15 protein-coding genes are annotated in these 15,462 nt (G+C 65.7%); 12 read left to right on the top strand and 3 right to left on the bottom strand.

The features are described 5' to 3' along the window. The first annotated feature begins 139 nt into the window (after positions 1 to 139). The 7 genes from ccoN to LQV39_RS05770 all read left to right on the top strand — a co-directional run bounded on the left by ccoN (position 140) and on the right by LQV39_RS05770 (position 5,867). Positions 140 to 1,591, top strand: coding sequence for a cytochrome-c oxidase, cbb3-type subunit I (gene ccoN, locus LQV39_RS05800; protein WP_230021118.1), 1,452 nt, complete (start codon positions 140 to 142; stop codon positions 1,589 to 1,591). Positions 1,592 to 1,610: 19 nt separating this feature from the next. Next, positions 1,611 to 2,240, top strand: coding sequence for a cytochrome-c oxidase, cbb3-type subunit II (ccoO, locus tag LQV39_RS05795; RefSeq protein WP_230021117.1), 630 nt, complete (start codon positions 1,611 to 1,613; stop codon positions 2,238 to 2,240). Position 2,241: 1 nt separating this feature from the next. Then, positions 2,242 to 2,412: a CcoQ/FixQ family Cbb3-type cytochrome c oxidase assembly chaperone gene (locus LQV39_RS05790; protein WP_230021116.1), complete on the top strand. Its 171-nt coding sequence runs from the start codon at positions 2,242 to 2,244 to the stop codon at positions 2,410 to 2,412. Next, a complete protein-coding gene (gene ccoP / locus LQV39_RS05785; protein ID WP_230021115.1) occupies positions 2,405 to 3,328 on the top strand; it encodes a cytochrome-c oxidase, cbb3-type subunit III in 924 nt (307 codons plus the stop codon). Before LQV39_RS05790 ends, ccoP begins: the two co-directional genes overlap by 8 nt. Beyond that, positions 3,325 to 4,713: a cytochrome c oxidase accessory protein CcoG gene (gene ccoG / locus LQV39_RS05780; RefSeq protein WP_230021114.1), complete on the top strand. Its 1,389-nt coding sequence runs from the start codon at positions 3,325 to 3,327 to the stop codon at positions 4,711 to 4,713. The genes ccoP and ccoG overlap by 4 nt, the downstream gene beginning before the upstream one ends. Positions 4,714 to 4,723: 10 nt before the next feature. Next, complete coding sequence (locus LQV39_RS05775; RefSeq protein ID WP_230021112.1) at positions 4,724 to 5,236, top strand: FixH family protein; 513 nt, start codon at positions 4,724 to 4,726, stop codon at positions 5,234 to 5,236. 94 nt (positions 5,237 to 5,330) lie between these two features. Next, positions 5,331 to 5,867: a pyridoxamine 5'-phosphate oxidase family protein gene (locus LQV39_RS05770; RefSeq protein WP_230021110.1), complete on the top strand. Its 537-nt coding sequence runs from the start codon at positions 5,331 to 5,333 to the stop codon at positions 5,865 to 5,867. Positions 5,868 to 5,904: 37 nt separating this feature from the next. On the opposite strand, the gene LQV39_RS05765 is transcribed toward LQV39_RS05770, so the two are convergent. Further along, positions 5,905 to 6,897: a GlxA family transcriptional regulator gene (locus tag LQV39_RS05765; RefSeq protein ID WP_230021108.1), complete on the bottom strand. Its 993-nt coding sequence runs from the start codon at positions 6,895 to 6,897 to the stop codon at positions 5,905 to 5,907. 186 nt (positions 6,898 to 7,083) lie between these two features. Between LQV39_RS05765 and LQV39_RS05760 the strand changes: the two genes are divergently transcribed. After that, positions 7,084 to 7,770, top strand: a complete 687-nt coding sequence (locus LQV39_RS05760) for a M24 family metallopeptidase (protein ID WP_230021106.1) — start codon at positions 7,084 to 7,086, stop codon at positions 7,768 to 7,770. Between the two features lie 16 nt (positions 7,771 to 7,786). Here the strand turns inward: LQV39_RS05760 and LQV39_RS05755 are convergent, their stop codons facing one another. Beyond that, the gene (locus tag LQV39_RS05755; RefSeq protein WP_230021105.1) at positions 7,787 to 9,196 is read right to left on the bottom strand and encodes a PLP-dependent aminotransferase family protein; all 1,410 of its coding nucleotides are present in this window, start codon (positions 9,194 to 9,196) and stop codon (positions 7,787 to 7,789) included. 100 nt (positions 9,197 to 9,296) lie between these two features. On the opposite strand from LQV39_RS05755, the gene LQV39_RS05750 reads away from it, so the two are divergent. Next, positions 9,297 to 9,746, top strand: a complete 450-nt coding sequence (locus tag LQV39_RS05750; RefSeq protein WP_230021104.1) for a carboxymuconolactone decarboxylase family protein — start codon at positions 9,297 to 9,299, stop codon at positions 9,744 to 9,746. A gap of 13 nt (positions 9,747 to 9,759) precedes the next feature. Continuing rightward, the gene (locus tag LQV39_RS05745; RefSeq protein ID WP_230021103.1) at positions 9,760 to 10,410 is read left to right on the top strand and encodes an HD domain-containing protein; all 651 of its coding nucleotides are present in this window, start codon (positions 9,760 to 9,762) and stop codon (positions 10,408 to 10,410) included. Here the strand turns inward: LQV39_RS05745 and LQV39_RS05740 are convergent. Continuing rightward, positions 10,407 to 10,721, bottom strand: coding sequence for an EthD family reductase (locus LQV39_RS05740; protein ID WP_230021101.1), 315 nt, complete (start codon positions 10,719 to 10,721; stop codon positions 10,407 to 10,409). The two genes, LQV39_RS05745 and LQV39_RS05740, sit on opposite strands and share 4 nt — an antisense overlap. A 207-nt stretch (positions 10,722 to 10,928) precedes the next feature. Between LQV39_RS05740 and LQV39_RS05735 the strand changes: the two genes are divergently transcribed. Next, positions 10,929 to 11,852 carry an ABC transporter ATP-binding protein gene (locus tag LQV39_RS05735; protein WP_230021098.1) on the top strand — a complete coding sequence of 308 codons (924 nt, stop codon included), beginning with the start codon at positions 10,929 to 10,931 and terminating at the stop codon, positions 11,850 to 11,852. 9 nt (positions 11,853 to 11,861) lie between these two features. Then, positions 11,862 to 15,443 carry a M1 family aminopeptidase gene (locus tag LQV39_RS05730; RefSeq protein WP_230021096.1) on the top strand — a complete coding sequence of 1,194 codons (3,582 nt, stop codon included), beginning with the start codon at positions 11,862 to 11,864 and terminating at the stop codon, positions 15,441 to 15,443. Positions 15,444 to 15,462: the final 19 nt, after the last annotated feature.

Raw genomic sequence — 15,462 nt, 5'->3', positions numbered from 1 at the left:
TCCGCTTTCAGCAACACCAAGTAGGAACTTATCTCCTACCGCAACCCATTCTGAACATTTTGATTCACATCAAGGATTTTCCACGTTCAGAAACACACACTCTTGATGTCGTTCATTTCTTCTTATTCAGGAGTGCATCTTGGACAGCAGTCTAAACTACAACTACAAAATCGTGCGCCAGTTTGCCATCGCCACCGTGGTCTGGGGTGTGATCGGCATGCTGGCCGGCGTGTGGATCGCGGCCCAGCTGGCCTGGCCCGCGCTGAACTTCGACATCCCGTGGCTGACCTATGGCCGCCTGCGTCCGCTGCACACGAATGCCGTCATCTTTGCCTTCGGCATCTGCGGCCTGTTCGCCACCTCCTACTACGTCGTGCAGCGCACCTGCCAGGTCCGGCTGTTTTCGGACAAGCTGGCCGCCTTCACCTTCTGGGGCTGGCAGGCGGTGCTGGTGTCGGCCGCGATCACGCTGCCGATGGGCTTCACGCGCGGCAAGGAGTACGCCGAGCTGGAATGGCCGATCGCCATCCTGATCGCCATCGTGTGGGTGGCCTACGCGGTGGTCTTCTTCGGCACCATCGTCAAGCGCCGGGTGCAGCACATCTACGTGGCCAACTGGTTCTTCGGCGGCTACATCATCGCGGTGGCGGTGCTGCACATCGTGAACGGCATGTCCATGCCGGCTTCCTTCATGAAGTCGTACTCGATGTACGCCGGCGTACAGGACGCGATGATCCAGTGGTGGTACGGCCATAACGCGGTCGGCTTCATCCTCACCGCCGGCTACCTCGGCATGGTCTATTACTTCATCCCCAAGCAGGCCGATCGTCCTGTGTACTCCTACCGCCTGTCGATCGTGCACTTCTGGGCCCTGATCTTCACCTACATGTGGGCCGGCCCGCACCACCTGCACTACACCGCGCTGCCCGACTGGACCCAGTCGATCGGCATGGTGTTCTCGCTGATCCTGCTGGCGCCTTCCTGGGGCGGCATGATCAACGGGATGATGACCCTGTCGGGCGCCTGGCACAAGCTGCGCTCGGACCCCATCCTCAAGTTCATGATCGTCTCGCTGTCCTTCTATGGCATGGCCACCTTCGAGGGCCCGATGATGTCGATCAAGACCATCAACTCGCTGTCCCACTACACCGACTGGGGCATCGCCCACGTCCACGGCGGCGCGCTGGGCTGGGTCGGCTTCATTACCATGGGCTCCCTGTACTACCTGATTCCGCGCCTGGCCGGCAAGAAGCAGATGGCCAGCGTGGCGCTGATCGAAACCCACTTCTGGCTCGGCACCATCGGCATCGTGCTCTACATCGCCGCGATGTGGATCGCCGGCGTCATGCAGGGCCTGATGTGGCGCGCCGTGAACCCGGACGGCACGCTGACCTACACCTTCGTCGAAGGCGTCAAGGCGACCTATCCCTACTACGTGATCCGCTTCGGCGGCGGCCTGATGTACCTGAGCGGCATGTGCCTGATGGCCTACAACACCTGGCTGACGATGCGCGGCACGGCATCCGTGGATGCGCGCATCCCTGGCTTGACACCGCACGCGCCGGCCGCCGCCGTCCCCGAACACGCATAAAGAAAGCAGGATAACCATCATGAAACCTGGCATTAGAAAATTCAGTCACGAATGGATCGAGAAGAACCCCTGGTTGCTGATCGGCCTGGTGCTGGTCGTGATCTCCTTCGGCGGCCTGGTCGAGATCGTGCCGCTGTTCTTCCAGAAGTCGACCACCGAGCCGGTCGCCGGCCTCAAACCCTATTCGGCGCTGCGCCTGGCCGGGCGCGACATCTACATCCGCGAGGGCTGCTACAACTGCCACTCGCAGATGATCCGTCCCTTCCGCGCGGAGACCGAACGTTACGGCCATTACTCGGTGGCGGGCGAATTCGTCTACGACCATCCCTTCCAGTGGGGCTCGAAGCGCACCGGCCCGGACCTGGCGCGGGTCGGCGGCCGCTACTCGGACGAGTGGCACCGCACCCACCTCGACAACCCGCGCGACGTGGTGCCGGAATCGAACATGCCGGGCTACCCATGGCTGGCGACGACGAAGCTGGACCCGCAATCCATCGTGCCGAAGATGCGCGCGATGCAGCGCCTGAGCGTGCCGTATTCCGAGAAGGACGTGCAGGACGCGCCGGCCGAGCTGGAAGGCAAGAGCGAGCAGGATGCGCTGATCGCCTACCTGCAGGGCCTGGGCACGCAAATCAAGACGAGGAACTGAGATGGAACTCCAATACCTTTTTGACGACGCAAGCCGCATCATGACCGTGATCAGCTTCGCCACTTTCACCGGCATCCTGGCCTGGACCTTCCTGCGCAAGGAGCGCGACTTCGCCCAGGCGGCAGGGCTGCCTTTTGCGAACGACGTGCAGGAGGCCGAAGATCATGTCTGACTTCACGAGCGGTTTCTGGAACTGGTACGTGGCCTTGATCACGGTGCTGTCCATCCTCGGCTGCGGCATCCTGTTGTGGTCCCAGTCCAGGTACAAGGTCAGGCTGGGGGCGGACGGCCAGCCCGAGAAGACCACCGGCCATGTCTGGGACGAGGACCTGACGGAGCTGAACACCCCGATGCCGCGCTGGTGGATGGGACTGTTCTACCTGACCATCGTGTTCGCGATCGGCTACCTGGTGCTCTACCCGGGCCTCGGCACGTACGCGGGCAAGCTGGGATGGAAGTCGAGCGCCGCCTACCAGCGCGAGGTGAAGCAGGCGAACGCCGACTACGGCCCGCTGTTCGACAAATACCTGAAGCAGAACATCAAGACGGTGGCGCGCGACCCGCAGGCGCAGGCGATCGGCGAGCGCCTGTTCCTGAACTACTGCGCGCAATGCCACGGTTCCGACGCGCGCGGCAACAAGGGCTATCCGAACCTGACGGACAAGGACTGGCTCTACGGCGGCGAACCCTCGGTCATCAAGGAGACCATCATGAAGGGCCGCAACGGCCAGATGCCGCCCATGGGCGCGGCCCTCGGTGCAGACAGCGATGTCGAGAACGTGGCGCATTACGTGCGGAGTTTGTCCGGCTTGACCGCGGACCCGGTGAAGGTCGCCTTCGGCAAGCCGAAGTTCGGCGCCTGCGCGGCCTGCCATGGCGCCGATGCACACGGCAACCAGGCGCTGGGCGCGCCCAACCTGACGGACAAGGTCTGGCTCTACGGCGGCAGCGCGGAAACCGTCATGGAAACCATCCGCAAGGGCCGCAACAACACCATGCCGGCCTGGGGCGAGTTCCTCGGCGAAGGCAAGTCGCACGTGCTGGCGGCTTATGTCTGGGGCCTGTCGAACGAGGACCAGCTGAAATGAATGCGCCGGAACCGGCGGTCAAGGAGACCGTCATCAAGATGTACGCCGCGCGCGAGGAGATCCACCCGCGCGAGGTGAAGGGCCGCTACGCCACGCTGCGCTGGGCCTGCGTCTGGCTGACCCAGGTCCTGTTCTACGGACTCCCATGGCTGCAGATGCACGGGCGCCAGGCGGTGCTGTTCGACCTCGGCGCCCGCAAGTTCCACCTGTTCGGCCTGGTGCTGTGGCCCCAGGATTTCATCTACCTGGCCGGCCTGCTGATCATCTGCGCCTACGGCCTGTTCCTGGTGACGACGGTGGCGGGACGGGTCTGGTGCGGCTACGCCTGCCCGCAGACGGTCTACACCGAGATCTTCCTGTGGATCGAGCGCCGCATCGAAGGCAATCGCAGCGCGCGCATCCGCCTCGACCGCCAGCCGTGGACGGTGGAGAAGCTGACCAAGCGCGGCGCCAAGCACCTGGCCTGGGGAGCGGTCGCGCTGTGGACCGGCTTTTCTTTCGTCGGCTACTTCACGCCGGTGCGCCAGCTGGCCCACGAGGCGCTGGGCTTTTCGCTCGGCCCGTGGGAAGCCTTCTGGGTGCTGTTCTACGGCTTCGCCACCTACGGCAACGCCGGCTGGATGCGCGAGCAGGTCTGCAAGTACATGTGCCCCTACGCTCGCTTCCAGAGCGCGATGTTCGACCGCGACACCCTGATCGTCAGCTACGACGTCGCGCGCGGCGAACCGCGCGGTGCGGCGCATGCGGAAGGGAAGGGCGACTGCATCGATTGCAGTATGTGCGTGCAGGTCTGCCCGACCGGTATCGACATCCGCAAGGGCCTGCAATACGAATGCATCGGCTGCGCCGCCTGCATCGACGCCTGTGACAGCGTGATGGACAAGGTGGCCAAGCCGCATGGCCTGATCCGCTACGCGACGGAGAATGCGCTGGCCGGGCGCTGGTCCGCGGCGCAGATCAGGCGCCGGCTGCTGCGCCCGCGGGTGATCGGCTATGGCCTCGTGTTCGTGGCCATCGGGGTGGCCTTTTCAAGCGCGCTGGCGCTGCGCACCCCCTTGAAACTCGACGTGATCCGCGACCGCGGCGCCATGGGGCGCGAAGTCGAGGATGGCATGATCGAGAACGTCTACCGCCTGCAGGTGATGAACACCGCCGAGCGCGCGCACCTGTACCGCATCGAGGTGGACGGCATCCCGACCGCCGGCATCGCCGACGAGGACGTGGTCGAACTGGCCGGCGCCTCCACGCGCGCGGTGCCGGTGCGCGTGCGCGTCAACCCCGGCAAGGCTGCCGGCGGCTCGCATCCGATCCGCTTCACCCTCAGCGCGCTGGACGATCCTTCGCTGCGCGTGAGCGAGAAAGCGGTCTTCATCGTCCCCAGATAATGGAAAACCCATGAACATCACCCGGATTCCCACCCAGGCCGCGCCCTGGTACACGCATCGCTGGCCCTGGTTCCTCATGATCGGCCCGGCCGCCGTGCTGGTCGGCGGCGCGGTCGCCACCTGGCTGGCGCTGGGTCACCCGGACGCCATGGTGGTCGACGACTACTACAAGCAGGGCAAGGCCATCAACCAGGACCTGCGCCGCGACCGCGTGGCGAGCGCGATGGGCCTGGCCCTGCAACTGCGCTACGAGGGCGGGCGCCTGCACGGCCGCATCGACAGCTCCGGCCGGCCGCTGGCGGCGCCGTTCACGATTCGGTTCGCCCACCCCACCCTGCCGCAGCGCGACCTGAGCCTGCTGGTCAGGCCGGACGCCGGCGGCGCGTTCTCCGTCTCGCTGCCGGTACTGGAGCAGACCCACTGGCAGGTGGTCGTCGAGGGCAACCGGCGCGACTGGCGCCTGGCGAGGAGCTGGGACTGGCCGCGGCAGCATGAGCTGGCGCTGGTCGCCGACCGGCCCTGAGCCCTCGTCGCAGGCTGTGTTCGCGGCTGCACATACTGCGCGAGCGGATCGCGCTAAAGTCTGGCATCGGCCAAGTCGGCCTTCGGAGACGCCCATGGATTCGATCAACCAGCAGCAGCCTGAACAGAACCGCCGTGACCTCGATGGCGTGGAAGCCATCAAACGCGTGCAGGACATGGTGGACGACGCCACGTCCTGCTTCTTCCGCACCGACGGCGCCATCGGCCCCAGTCGCGGCGTGCGTCCGATGAGCGTGCGCGAGGTGGACGACACCGGCCATCTCTGGTTCCTCAGCGCCAGCGACAGCCACAAGAACCTGGAGCTGGCGGCCAGTCCGGCCGTGACCCTGCACTTCCAGGCCGGCGCACACGCCGGTTTCCTCGAGCTGGAAGGCCGCGCCGAGGTGCTGACCGACCGTGCGCGCATCAAGGACCTGTGGAATTTTATGCTGCGCACCTGGTTCACGGAAGGTGAGGACGACCCGCGCATCACCGTCATCCGCTTCGTGCCGGAACGCGGCTACTACTGGGACAACAAGCATGGCAACGCCATCGCCGGCGCCAAGGTGGCGGTCGGCGCGGCGATCGGCAAGACGCTCGACGATTCGATCGAGGGGCAGCTGCGCTTCTGAGCCCGCCGGCAGGCGGCCGGCCAGGGCATCGGCGCGATCATCCAGCGCCGGGTGGCGCGCCGGAAGCAGGCCCGAGCCCGCCGAAGTTCAGCCGGTACTGGCGGGCGCTCAAGCCCAGGTGCTTGACGAAGGCCGCGCGCATGGCGGCGGCGCTGCCGAAACCGCAGCGGTGCGCAACGGTCTTGAGCGGCGTGTCGCCCGTTTCGAGCAGAACGCGGGCGGCGTCGATGCGTGCGCGCTCAACGAATTCGCCGGGTGTCACACCGGCGTCGCGCAGGAACACGCGCCCGAAGTTCCGCTCGCTCATGGCCGCCACGCCGGCCAGGCGCTGTACCGAGAGGTCGGCGCCGAGATTCGCCAGCACGAACTGCTGCACCGTCTGCAGCGGCGAGGCCTGGTCCACGTAGGGCGCCAGGAAAGGGCTGAACTGGGACTGGCCGCCGCTGCGCTGGGTGAACACGACCAGGCGTTTGGCCACGTTCAGCGAGAGTTCCGCGCCATGGTCTTCGTAAAGCAGATAGAGCGACATGTCAATGCCGGCCGTCACGCCGGCCGAGGTGTACACCTGCCCATCCTTGACAAAGATGCGGTCCGGCGCGACCGCGATGCGCGGGAAACGCGCGGCCAGCCTGGTGGCGTCGTTCCAGTGGGTCGTCGCCTGCCGCCCGTCGAGCAGGCCGGCATGGGCCAGCAGAAAAGCGCCGTTGCAGACCGAGGCGATGCGCGCGCTGCGCCTGCTCATGGCGCATAGCCAGGCGCTGAGCGCCGGGTCGCGGGGCCGGCGCGGCAGTTCAGGACCGCCCGCCACCATCAGTAGGTCGACACCTTCGTTCACATCGTGGCACAGCGCGTCCGGCAGGACAGCCATGCCGTTCGAGCAGCGCAGCAATCCCGGTTCGGTACCGAGCACGCGCAGCGTGTAATGCTCCGCCGGCGCGAGGAAACGGTTGGCCTCCGCAAACGCGTCCATCGGACCGCTCAGGTCGAGCGCCTGGACGCCGGGAAAGGCGAGGATGGCGATACTGGGCACGGGTTCTCCTTCGGTTGCCTGCACTATAGCGCGGCGCCGGCGCCGTGTCGGTCCGCGGCCGCGAGACTGGCGCGATTCGCGCCATGCTTGGCGCTTTTGCGTGCTTTTCCGCCGCGCCGGGGCCTTTCCCGGGCCGGACAATCACTGCTCTTTCAACACGGTCGTCACGATCGACAGGAGCAGACGATGGACAATCTGGCGGAACGCGTAGGGCCCGCATTTTCGGTGGACGGCATGTTGTGGGCGCGGAAAGAAACGCGCAGGGCGATCGCGGCGATCGCCGCGCAGGTGCGTCCCGGCATGGTGGAAGAAGATGCGGTCGACCTGGCCAGGCGGGTGATCCAGGCCCAGGGCCATGCACTGAGCTGGCATCCGGCCCGGGTGCGCTTCGGGCCCAATACGATCGTCCCGATGAAGCGGGCCTCGACGCCCGGCGTGGTTCTGCAGGAGAACGATATCTTCTTCATCGATATCGCTCCGCGGGTCGATGACTGGGAAGGCGACGGCGGCGCCTCCTTCGTGGTCGGCAGCCATCCGGCGTACGCACGCTGCGCCCGCGATGCCGAGCGCCTGTTCCACGAGGTGCGCAAGCTGTGGCAGACGCGGCGACCAAGCGGCGCGGCGCTCTACGAATTCGCCGCCGCGCGGGCCTGCGCGATGGGCTGGGAGCTCAATTTCGACCTGCCGGGCCACCGCGTGTCCGATTTTCCGCACGCGGCCATCCATACCGGCGCGCTGGCAAGCTACGAGGCGACGCCCTCGGCCATGCGCTGGATACTCGAGATCCACCTGCTCGATCCGACGCGCCGCTTCGGCGCCTTTTTCGAAGACATGCTGCTCGACGACGGCGACTACGGCATGCCGGCCCCCTGAACGCGCACTGCGGCGCTCAGGCCGGCCGTGCCAGCCCCGCCAGCCGGCGGCAGTCCTCCGCAATGCGCTCCACACCGACATTGGTCACGCCCAGCAGCAGTCCTTGCCGGCGCGGAGGCTGTTCGTACCACGGCGACAGCGGCGTCGGCGCGAGCCCGAGCCGGCGCGCACGCACGGCAATCTCGACATCGGACGCCGCGCCATGCAGCCGCGCCACGACCGCCATGCCGGCCGTGGCCTGCACCTCGATTGCACCCGCGACTTCGTCGCGCAAGCCCTGCAGCAAGGCCGCGCGCCGCGCCGCGTAAAGGCGTTTCATCCGGCGCAGGTGACGCAGGTAGTGACCGTCCTGCATGAAGACCGCCACCGCGGCCTGGACCATGCCGGCAGGCGCGGGCGCCAGGCAAGCCATCAGGTCGCCGAAGCGGCGCACCAGCATTGGCGGCACGACCAGGAAGCCCAGGCGCAAGGCCGGACTGATGGTCTTGCTGAAAGTCCCGATATGCAGCACCCGCCCGTCTTGGTCGAGCGAGGCCAGGGCCGGGGCCGCCCGTCCCTCCAGCTGGAGCTCGCTCAGGTAATCGTCCTCGACGATCCACCCACCGTTGTGCTGTGCCCATTCCAGCAGCGCCAGCCGGCGCGACAGCGACATCGTCATGCCGAGCGGCGCTTGCTGGCCCGGCGTCACCACGGCCAGCGTCGCACCTGGCGCGAGCCGTGCACCGGCGGCCACGTCCAGCCCCTCGTCGTCGACCGGAACGGCCACCGCCCGCATGCCTGCCAGGCCCAGCGCCGTGCGGGTGAGCGGGAAGCCCGGCTCCTCCATCCACGCTTGCCCGCCTTCGAGTCCGAGTCCGCGGATGGCGAGGTTCAGGGCGCCGGAGAAGCCCGCCGTGATCAGCACCTGGGACGGGCTGCAGCGCAGTCCGCGCGCGATGCCCAGATAGGCCGCCACTTCCTTGCGCAGGGCCGGGTCGCCGCGCGGATCCGGATACCCGACCGGGCCTGCGGCGCTGCGCTTCGCCTCCTGCGCGAGGATGCGCGACCACAAGGCGGCAGGAAACGCGTCCTGTGCGGGAACGCCCATCTGGAAGGGCAGGGGCGTGGAACCGAAATCATGAAACAGGTCCGGCATCGGCGGGGCTTCCACGGACCAGGGAGAGACCGGCGCCGTGGAGCGGCGCTCGGTCACGCGGGTGCCGGCGGCGCCCAGACCGAGCGCAAGCTGCTCGTCGATCAAGCGCTCATAAGCCAGGCGCACGGTACCGCGCGAAACGCCGAGCTGGACCGCCAGGTCGCGCCACGAGGGCAGCTTGGCGTTGGCAGGAATTTGCCCCGATTCGATGGCCGCGCGGATCGTCAGGTAGATCTGGGAGGCGAGAGGAATCTTCTTGCCGCGGTCGAGGCTGATGGAAAGCTGGGTCATCGCCGATGGTACATTAAAAAACCCGATTCTTGGCACTGTTTTTTGACCACGCGATGCGCGATCCTTCTCTTTTGGCTTCATTCATTCCAGGAGAAAACAGATGACACAGCGCATGGACTACAACACCGCAACGCCCGCCGGCATGAAAGCCCTCGGCGGCGTGTACGGGCATATCCTGCAATCCGGCTTGCCGAAGGTCCTGGTCGACCTCGTTTACCTGCGCGTCTCGCAGATCAATGGCTGCGCCTTTTGCATCGACATGCATTCGCGCGACCTGCTGAAAGAAGATGTCACGATCGACAAGCTGGTGCTGGTGCCGGGCTGGCGCGAGGCCGAGGCCCTGTTCAGCAGCGCCGAGCGCGCCGCGCTGGCCTGGGCCGAAACCGTCACGCGCGTGGCCGATACCGGCGTGCCGGACGCCGAGTACCAGGCAGCTGCCGCCGTGTTCGACCAGAAGCAGCTGGCCGACCTGACGATCGCGATCGGGCTGATGAACGCCTACAACCGCATGGCGATCAGCTTCCGTGCCGTGCCGGCGGCGGCCAGGTGAGCGGGGCGGGGTCATGGACACCGACATCGCCGGCGTGCGCATACCGGACAGCCGGCTCGCGCGCGAAATCACCCAGCTGATCCGCGACAGCGAGAGCGAGCTGCTGTTCCAGCATTCGGTACGGGTCTATTACTGGGGCGCTCTGAGCGGGAGGCGGCAGGGCCTGCAATTCGATCCTGAGCTGCTGTACGCGGCAGCCATGTTCCACGATATCGGCATCGCGCCGCACTACCACGCCAGCCAGCAGCGTTTCGAGGTGGATGGCGCGAATGCGGCGCGCGATTTCTTGCGCGGTCACGGGATACCCGAGAGCGAGGTCGAGAAGGTCTGGCTGGCGATCGCCCTGCATACCACGCCGGGAATCCCGGAGCACATGCATCCGGAGATCGCCCTGCTGCAGGCGGGCGCAGGGATGGACGTCGCGGGCCGCCAGTACGAAAAGTTCAGCGCCGACGAACGCGAGGCCGTGCTGGCCGCCCACCCGCGCGGCCCGGCGTTCGGACACCGGATCATCGACGCCTTCCATTGCGGATTGAAGCACCGGCCCGCCAGCACCTTCGGTACCTTCAACGACGATTTCCTCGCCTTCAAGGATCCGGGATTCCAGCGTGCCGACATGTGCGGCATCATCCTCGGCTCATGTTGGGAGCGGACAGAGGCCTAACCCACCACCACTTCGCTCATCTGCACCACCGGCTTCTGGTTCGTATAGTTGGGAATATCGCCCATGATTTCCTTCGTATGCGGCCCGAAGCCGGCCTGGAAATCCTCCACCGAATCGCAGAACAAATGCCCCATCGCGATGTAGGGCGCGTTCGGGTCGGACGCGCCCTTGGCGAGCGCCTTGTCGACCGTGTAGAACTTGCAGTAGTCTCCCATCAGCTGCTTCACCATCGGCATGTGCCGGTCGCGGTAATAGGCGTCGTCGAAATGCGCGTCCGGGCCGTTCGGGTACATCACGCTTACCTTGATCATCGTCGTCTCCTTCTTGTGGTTGGCTCAGTGGTGCATGGCATCGTGCACCGATGCCGCGCGCTTTTCAAGTTCACATGCATATAGCAGGAATTCGTCGTTCAGGCATCGATTCCCGCAACTCATCCCAATATAGCTTGAACATTGCTTTTGATTGAGGGTAAATTATCCGAAAGGAAATATTCCTGGACAACTTTTTGGAGAACCCGGATGCTATCGATCAAGCAGTTGAACAAGACCTACGCCAATGGCGTCAAGGCCATCAACAACGTCAGCCTCGAGATCCCGAACGGGATGTTCGGCCTGCTCGGCCCGAACGGCGCCGGCAAGTCTTCGCTGATGCGCACCATCGCGACGCTGCAGGATCCCGACAGCGGCAGCATTCACTTCAACGGCATCGACGTCCTGAAGAACAAGGAAGGCCTGCTGCGCCAGCTGGGCTACCTGCCGCAGGACTTCGGCGTCTATCCGAAAGTCAGCGCCGAAAAGCTGCTGAACCACTTCGCGGTCCTCAAGGGCCTGACGGGCAAGGGCGAGCGCAAGGAGGCGGTCGAAGGCCTGCTGCACCAGACCAATTTGTGGGACGCGCGCAAGCGCCAGCTCGGCACCTTCTCCGGCGGCATGCGCCAGCGCTTCGGCATCGCCCAGGCCCTGCTCGGCGCGCCGCGCCTGGTGATCGTCGACGAGCCGACCGCCGGCCTCGATCCCGATGAGCGCAACCGCTTCCTCAACCTGCTGGCCAAGATCGGCGAGCAGGTGGTGGTGATCCTGTCCACCCACATCGTCGAAGACGTGACCGACCTGTGCCCGCGCATGGCGATGATCGCCAAAGGCACGGTGCTGCTGCAGGGCGAGCCCCAGGCCGCCATCGACACGCTGAAGAACCGCGTGTGGCGCCGCACGGTCAGCCAGGAAGCGCTGCCGGAATACCAGGAGCGCTTCAACGTGCTGTCGACGCGCCTGGTGGCGGGCCGGCCGCAGATCAATGTGTACGCCGAGTCGCAGCCCGACGACGGTTTCGTCAGCGTCGAGCCGGACCTCGAAGACGTCTATTTCCTCCAGATCCGCAACGCCGGCCGTGCTTCGGCCACGGCGCCGGCCGCGGCTGCGCCCAACGCACCGGCCATGGCATAAGGAGCGGCCATGTTGAGAGAATTCTTCAGTTTCGAGCTGGGCACCCAGCTGCGCCAGCCCCTGCTGTGGGTGTGCGCCCTGATCTTCGGCGCGCTGGCCTTCGGCGCCACCACCACCGACGCGATCCAGGTCGGCGGCAGCATCGGCAACGTGAACCGCAACGCGCCTGTCGTCGTCGCCCAGTTGCTGGGCGCCTTCAGCCTGATGTCGATGTTCGTGGTGACCATTTTCATTGCCGGCACCGTGCTGCGCGACAGCGAAGTCGGCATCTCCGACATGCTGTTCGCCACACCCATGAAGAAGCGCGACTACCTGGTCGGCCGCTTCTCCGCCGGCCTGGTGGCCTGCCTGTTCATCTTCGCCGTCATCGTGATCGGCATGATGATCGGCCCGCAGATGCCCTGGGTGGATCCGCAGCGGGTCGGGCCTTTCCCTGGCCACGCCTACCTGTGGGCGCTGGGCGTGCTGGTCGTGCCCAACCTGTTCTTCATCGGCGCGCTGCTGATGCTGCTGGCTTCGACCACGCGCTCGATCATGCTGGTCTACGTGGGCGTGCTGGCCTTCTTCGTGCTGTGGATCGTGGCCGGCAAATTCACCCAGAACATCGACAACGAGTGGATCGCCGTGCTGGCCGACCCCTTCGGCATCCGCGCCCTGGGCCGCGCCACCCGTTACTTTTCCACCGCCGAGGCCAATGCCGGGCTGCCGGCGATCGCCGGCTACATGCTGGCCAACCGCGTGGTCTGGACCGCGGTCGCGCTGGCCCTGTTCGGCCTGACCCTGGTCCTGTTCAAGCCGCAGCGCGCCGGCACCGGCAAGCGCCTGTTCGGCAAGGCCAGGCCGCTGCCGGCTTCCTCGCCGGTGCCCGCGCACATCGCGCTGCCGCGCATCGAGCCGCGCTTCACGGGCGCCACGCGCTGGACCCAGTGCTGGCACATCCTCGCCTTCGACGCCGTGGCGGTGTTCAAGAGCGTGCCTTTCCTCGTGATGCTGCTGTTCGGCGTGCTGAACATGGTCGGCGCCGGCTCCCAGATGGGCAAGATGTTCGGCACAGACGTCTATCCGATGACCCACCTGATGGTCGAGCTGCTGAGCGGCAGCTTCAACTTCTTCCTGCTCATCATCGTCACCTTCTACGCCGGTGAGCTGATCTTCAAGGAGCGCCAGGTCAGGATCGCCGACGTCAACGACGCCATGCCGGTGCCGAACTGGGCACCGCTGGTGGCCAAGAGCCTGGCGCTGATGGGCGTGGTGCTGGCCTTCCTGCTCGCCGGCAGCCTGGCCGCCGTCTGCATCCAGCTGGTGAAGGGCGGGGCGCCGGTCGAGGGGCTGCTCTACCTGAAGGGCGTCCTGATTGCCGGCCTGCCTTTCGCCCTCATGGGTTTGATTGCCGTGGTCCTGCAGGTGGTGACGAACAACAAGTTCATCGGCTACCTCTTGATGATCCTGCTGCTGGTGTCGCAGATCGTCGCCGGCGTCATGCACCTGGACCACAACCTGATGAACATCGCCGGCCTGCCGCGCACGCCGTATTCGGACATGAACGGCTACGGCCACTTCATCACCGGGTGGGCCTGGTTCGCGCTGTACTGGAGCCTGTTCACGGTGGCGGCCCTGATCGTGGCCCAGTCCTTCTGGGTGCGCGGCCTGTCGCTGGACTGGCGCTCGCGCGTGCGCGAAGCCGGCCGCCGCCTGACGGGCGGGTCCGGCGTGGCGCTGGCCCTGTGCCTGGCGGCGTTTGCCGGCGTGGGCGGCTGGATCTTCCACAACACGAACACCCTGGCGCACTACGAAGCCGGCGACGTGGCCATGGACAAGCGCGCGGACTACGAGAAGATCTATCGCAAGTACAAGGACCTGCCGCACGCGAAGATCACCGACGTCAACGCCGCGGTGGACATCTATCCGGACCAGCGGCGGGTCCAGATCCGCGGTCACTACGTCCTGCAGAACAAGACCGCCCAGCCGCTCGACACCCTGCGGCTGCAGTTCAATCCGGACGTCCAGACCACCCTGTCCGGACTGCCCGAGCACAAGGTCGAACTGGATGACAAGAAGTTCGGCTTCCGCATCATCAAGCTGGCGCAGGCCTTGCCGCCGGGCGGGCGCCTGCCGCTGGACTTCATGGTCGGCGTGCGCCGGCCCGGCTTCCAGAATAACGGCGAAGCCGACACGATCAATTACAACGGTACCTTCTTCAACAACCGCGCCTTCTTCCCGCTGATCGGCTACCAGCCGGACCAGGAGCTGCGGGACCGCAACGAGCGGCGCAAGCGCGGCCTGGGCGAGCCGGAGCGCATGGCCAAACTGGAAGACCAGGCGGCGCGCGCCAACTCGATGTTCGGCGCGGACGCGGACTGGATCAATTTCGAGACCACCGTCTCGACCAGCGGCGACCAGGTCGCGCTGGCGCCGGGCTACCTGCAGAAGTCGTGGAAGGAAAACGGCCGCAACTACTTCCAGTACAAGATGGACCAGAAGATGATGCCCTTCTTTGCCTACCTGTCGGCCAACTGGCAGGTCAAGAAGGGCGACTGGCACGGCATCCCGATCGAGATCTACCACGACCCCAAGCACCGTTATAACGTGGACCGCATGATCGAGGCCACGCAAAAGGCGCTGGACTATTACACGACCCAGTTCACGCCTTACCAGCACAAGCAGGTGCGCATCCTGGAGTTCCCGAACTACGCCAGCTTCGCCCAGTCCTTCGCGAACACGATCCCGTTCTCGGAATCGATCGGCTTCATCGCCGACCTTCGCGACAAGGAAGACATCGACTACGTCTTCTACGTGACGGCCCACGAGATGGCGCACCAGTGGTGGGGCCACCAGGTCACCGCCGCCAATGTGCAGGGATCGAGCATGCTGATCGAATCGCTGTCGCAGTACTCGGCGCTGATGGTGATGGAGAAGGAATATGGCCGCCACCAGATGCGCCGCTTCCTGCGCTATGAACTGGACCGCTACCTCAGCTCGCGCGGCAGCGAAGCGATCGAGGAACTGCCGCTGGTGCGCGTGGAAAACCAGCAGTACATCCACTACCGCAAGGGCAGCCTGGTCTTCTACCGCCTGCGCGACGAGATCGGCGAAGAGGCGCTCAACCGCGCATTGAAACGCTTCTTGCAGGACAAGGGCTACCAGGAGTCGCCGTTCACGACCTCCGCCGAACTGGTATCGTATATTCGTCAGGAAGCGCCCACCGACAAACAGGCCCTCATCACCGACCTGTTCGAGAAAATCGTCTTCTACGATAACCGCGTGCTTGACGCCAGCGCGAAGAAGCGCGCCGACGGCCAGTGGGACGTGACCATGAAGCTGCACCTGGCGAAGATGGAGGCGGACGGCAAGGGCAAGGAGACGCCACGCACCTACGACGAGCCGGTGGAGATCGGCGTGTTCGCGCGCGCCAAGGGAGCCAGGGAGGCGGACGAGAAGGTGCTGCTGCTGGAGAAGCGGGTGCTGAGCGGGGCGAACCCGGTGGTGACCGTGACGGTGAAAGAGCAGCCCTTCGAGGTCGGCGTCGATCCGTATAACAAGATGATCGACCGGGTGTCGCGCGATAATCGCAAGGAAGTTAGCGTCGACTGAGCGACTGGATCCGAGGATG

This window comes from Massilia sp. Bi118 (assembly GCF_918697865.1).
In the GTDB taxonomy this organism is placed as follows: domain Bacteria; phylum Pseudomonadota; class Gammaproteobacteria; order Burkholderiales; family Burkholderiaceae_D; genus Telluria.
This window is presented reverse-complemented; position numbering and strand designations above follow the sequence as displayed.

Bases quoted from the DNA above. Each gene is read 5' to 3' on its own strand.
- ccoO (WP_230021117.1), top strand. From the start codon at position 1,611: ATGAAACCTGGCATTAGAAAATTCAGTCACGAATGGATCGAGAAGAAC.
- LQV39_RS05790 (WP_230021116.1), top strand. From the start codon at position 2,242: ATGGAACTCCAATACCTTTTTGACGACGCAAGCCGCATCATGACCGTG.
- ccoP (WP_230021115.1), top strand. From the start codon at position 2,405: ATGTCTGACTTCACGAGCGGTTTCTGGAACTGGTACGTGGCCTTGATC.
- ccoG (WP_230021114.1), top strand. From the start codon at position 3,325: ATGAATGCGCCGGAACCGGCGGTCAAGGAGACCGTCATCAAGATGTAC.
- LQV39_RS05775 (WP_230021112.1), top strand. From the start codon at position 4,724: ATGAACATCACCCGGATTCCCACCCAGGCCGCGCCCTGGTACACGCAT.
- LQV39_RS05770 (WP_230021110.1), top strand. From the start codon at position 5,331: ATGGATTCGATCAACCAGCAGCAGCCTGAACAGAACCGCCGTGACCTC.
- LQV39_RS05760 (WP_230021106.1), top strand. From the start codon at position 7,084: ATGGACAATCTGGCGGAACGCGTAGGGCCCGCATTTTCGGTGGACGGC.
- LQV39_RS05755 (WP_230021105.1), bottom strand. From the start codon at position 9,196: ATGACCCAGCTTTCCATCAGCCTCGACCGCGGCAAGAAGATTCCTCTC.
- LQV39_RS05750 (WP_230021104.1), top strand. From the start codon at position 9,297: ATGACACAGCGCATGGACTACAACACCGCAACGCCCGCCGGCATGAAA.
- LQV39_RS05745 (WP_230021103.1), top strand. From the start codon at position 9,760: ATGGACACCGACATCGCCGGCGTGCGCATACCGGACAGCCGGCTCGCG.
- LQV39_RS05740 (WP_230021101.1), bottom strand. From the start codon at position 10,721: ATGATCAAGGTAAGCGTGATGTACCCGAACGGCCCGGACGCGCATTTC.
- LQV39_RS05735 (WP_230021098.1), top strand. From the start codon at position 10,929: ATGCTATCGATCAAGCAGTTGAACAAGACCTACGCCAATGGCGTCAAG.
- LQV39_RS05730 (WP_230021096.1), top strand. From the start codon at position 11,862: ATGTTGAGAGAATTCTTCAGTTTCGAGCTGGGCACCCAGCTGCGCCAG.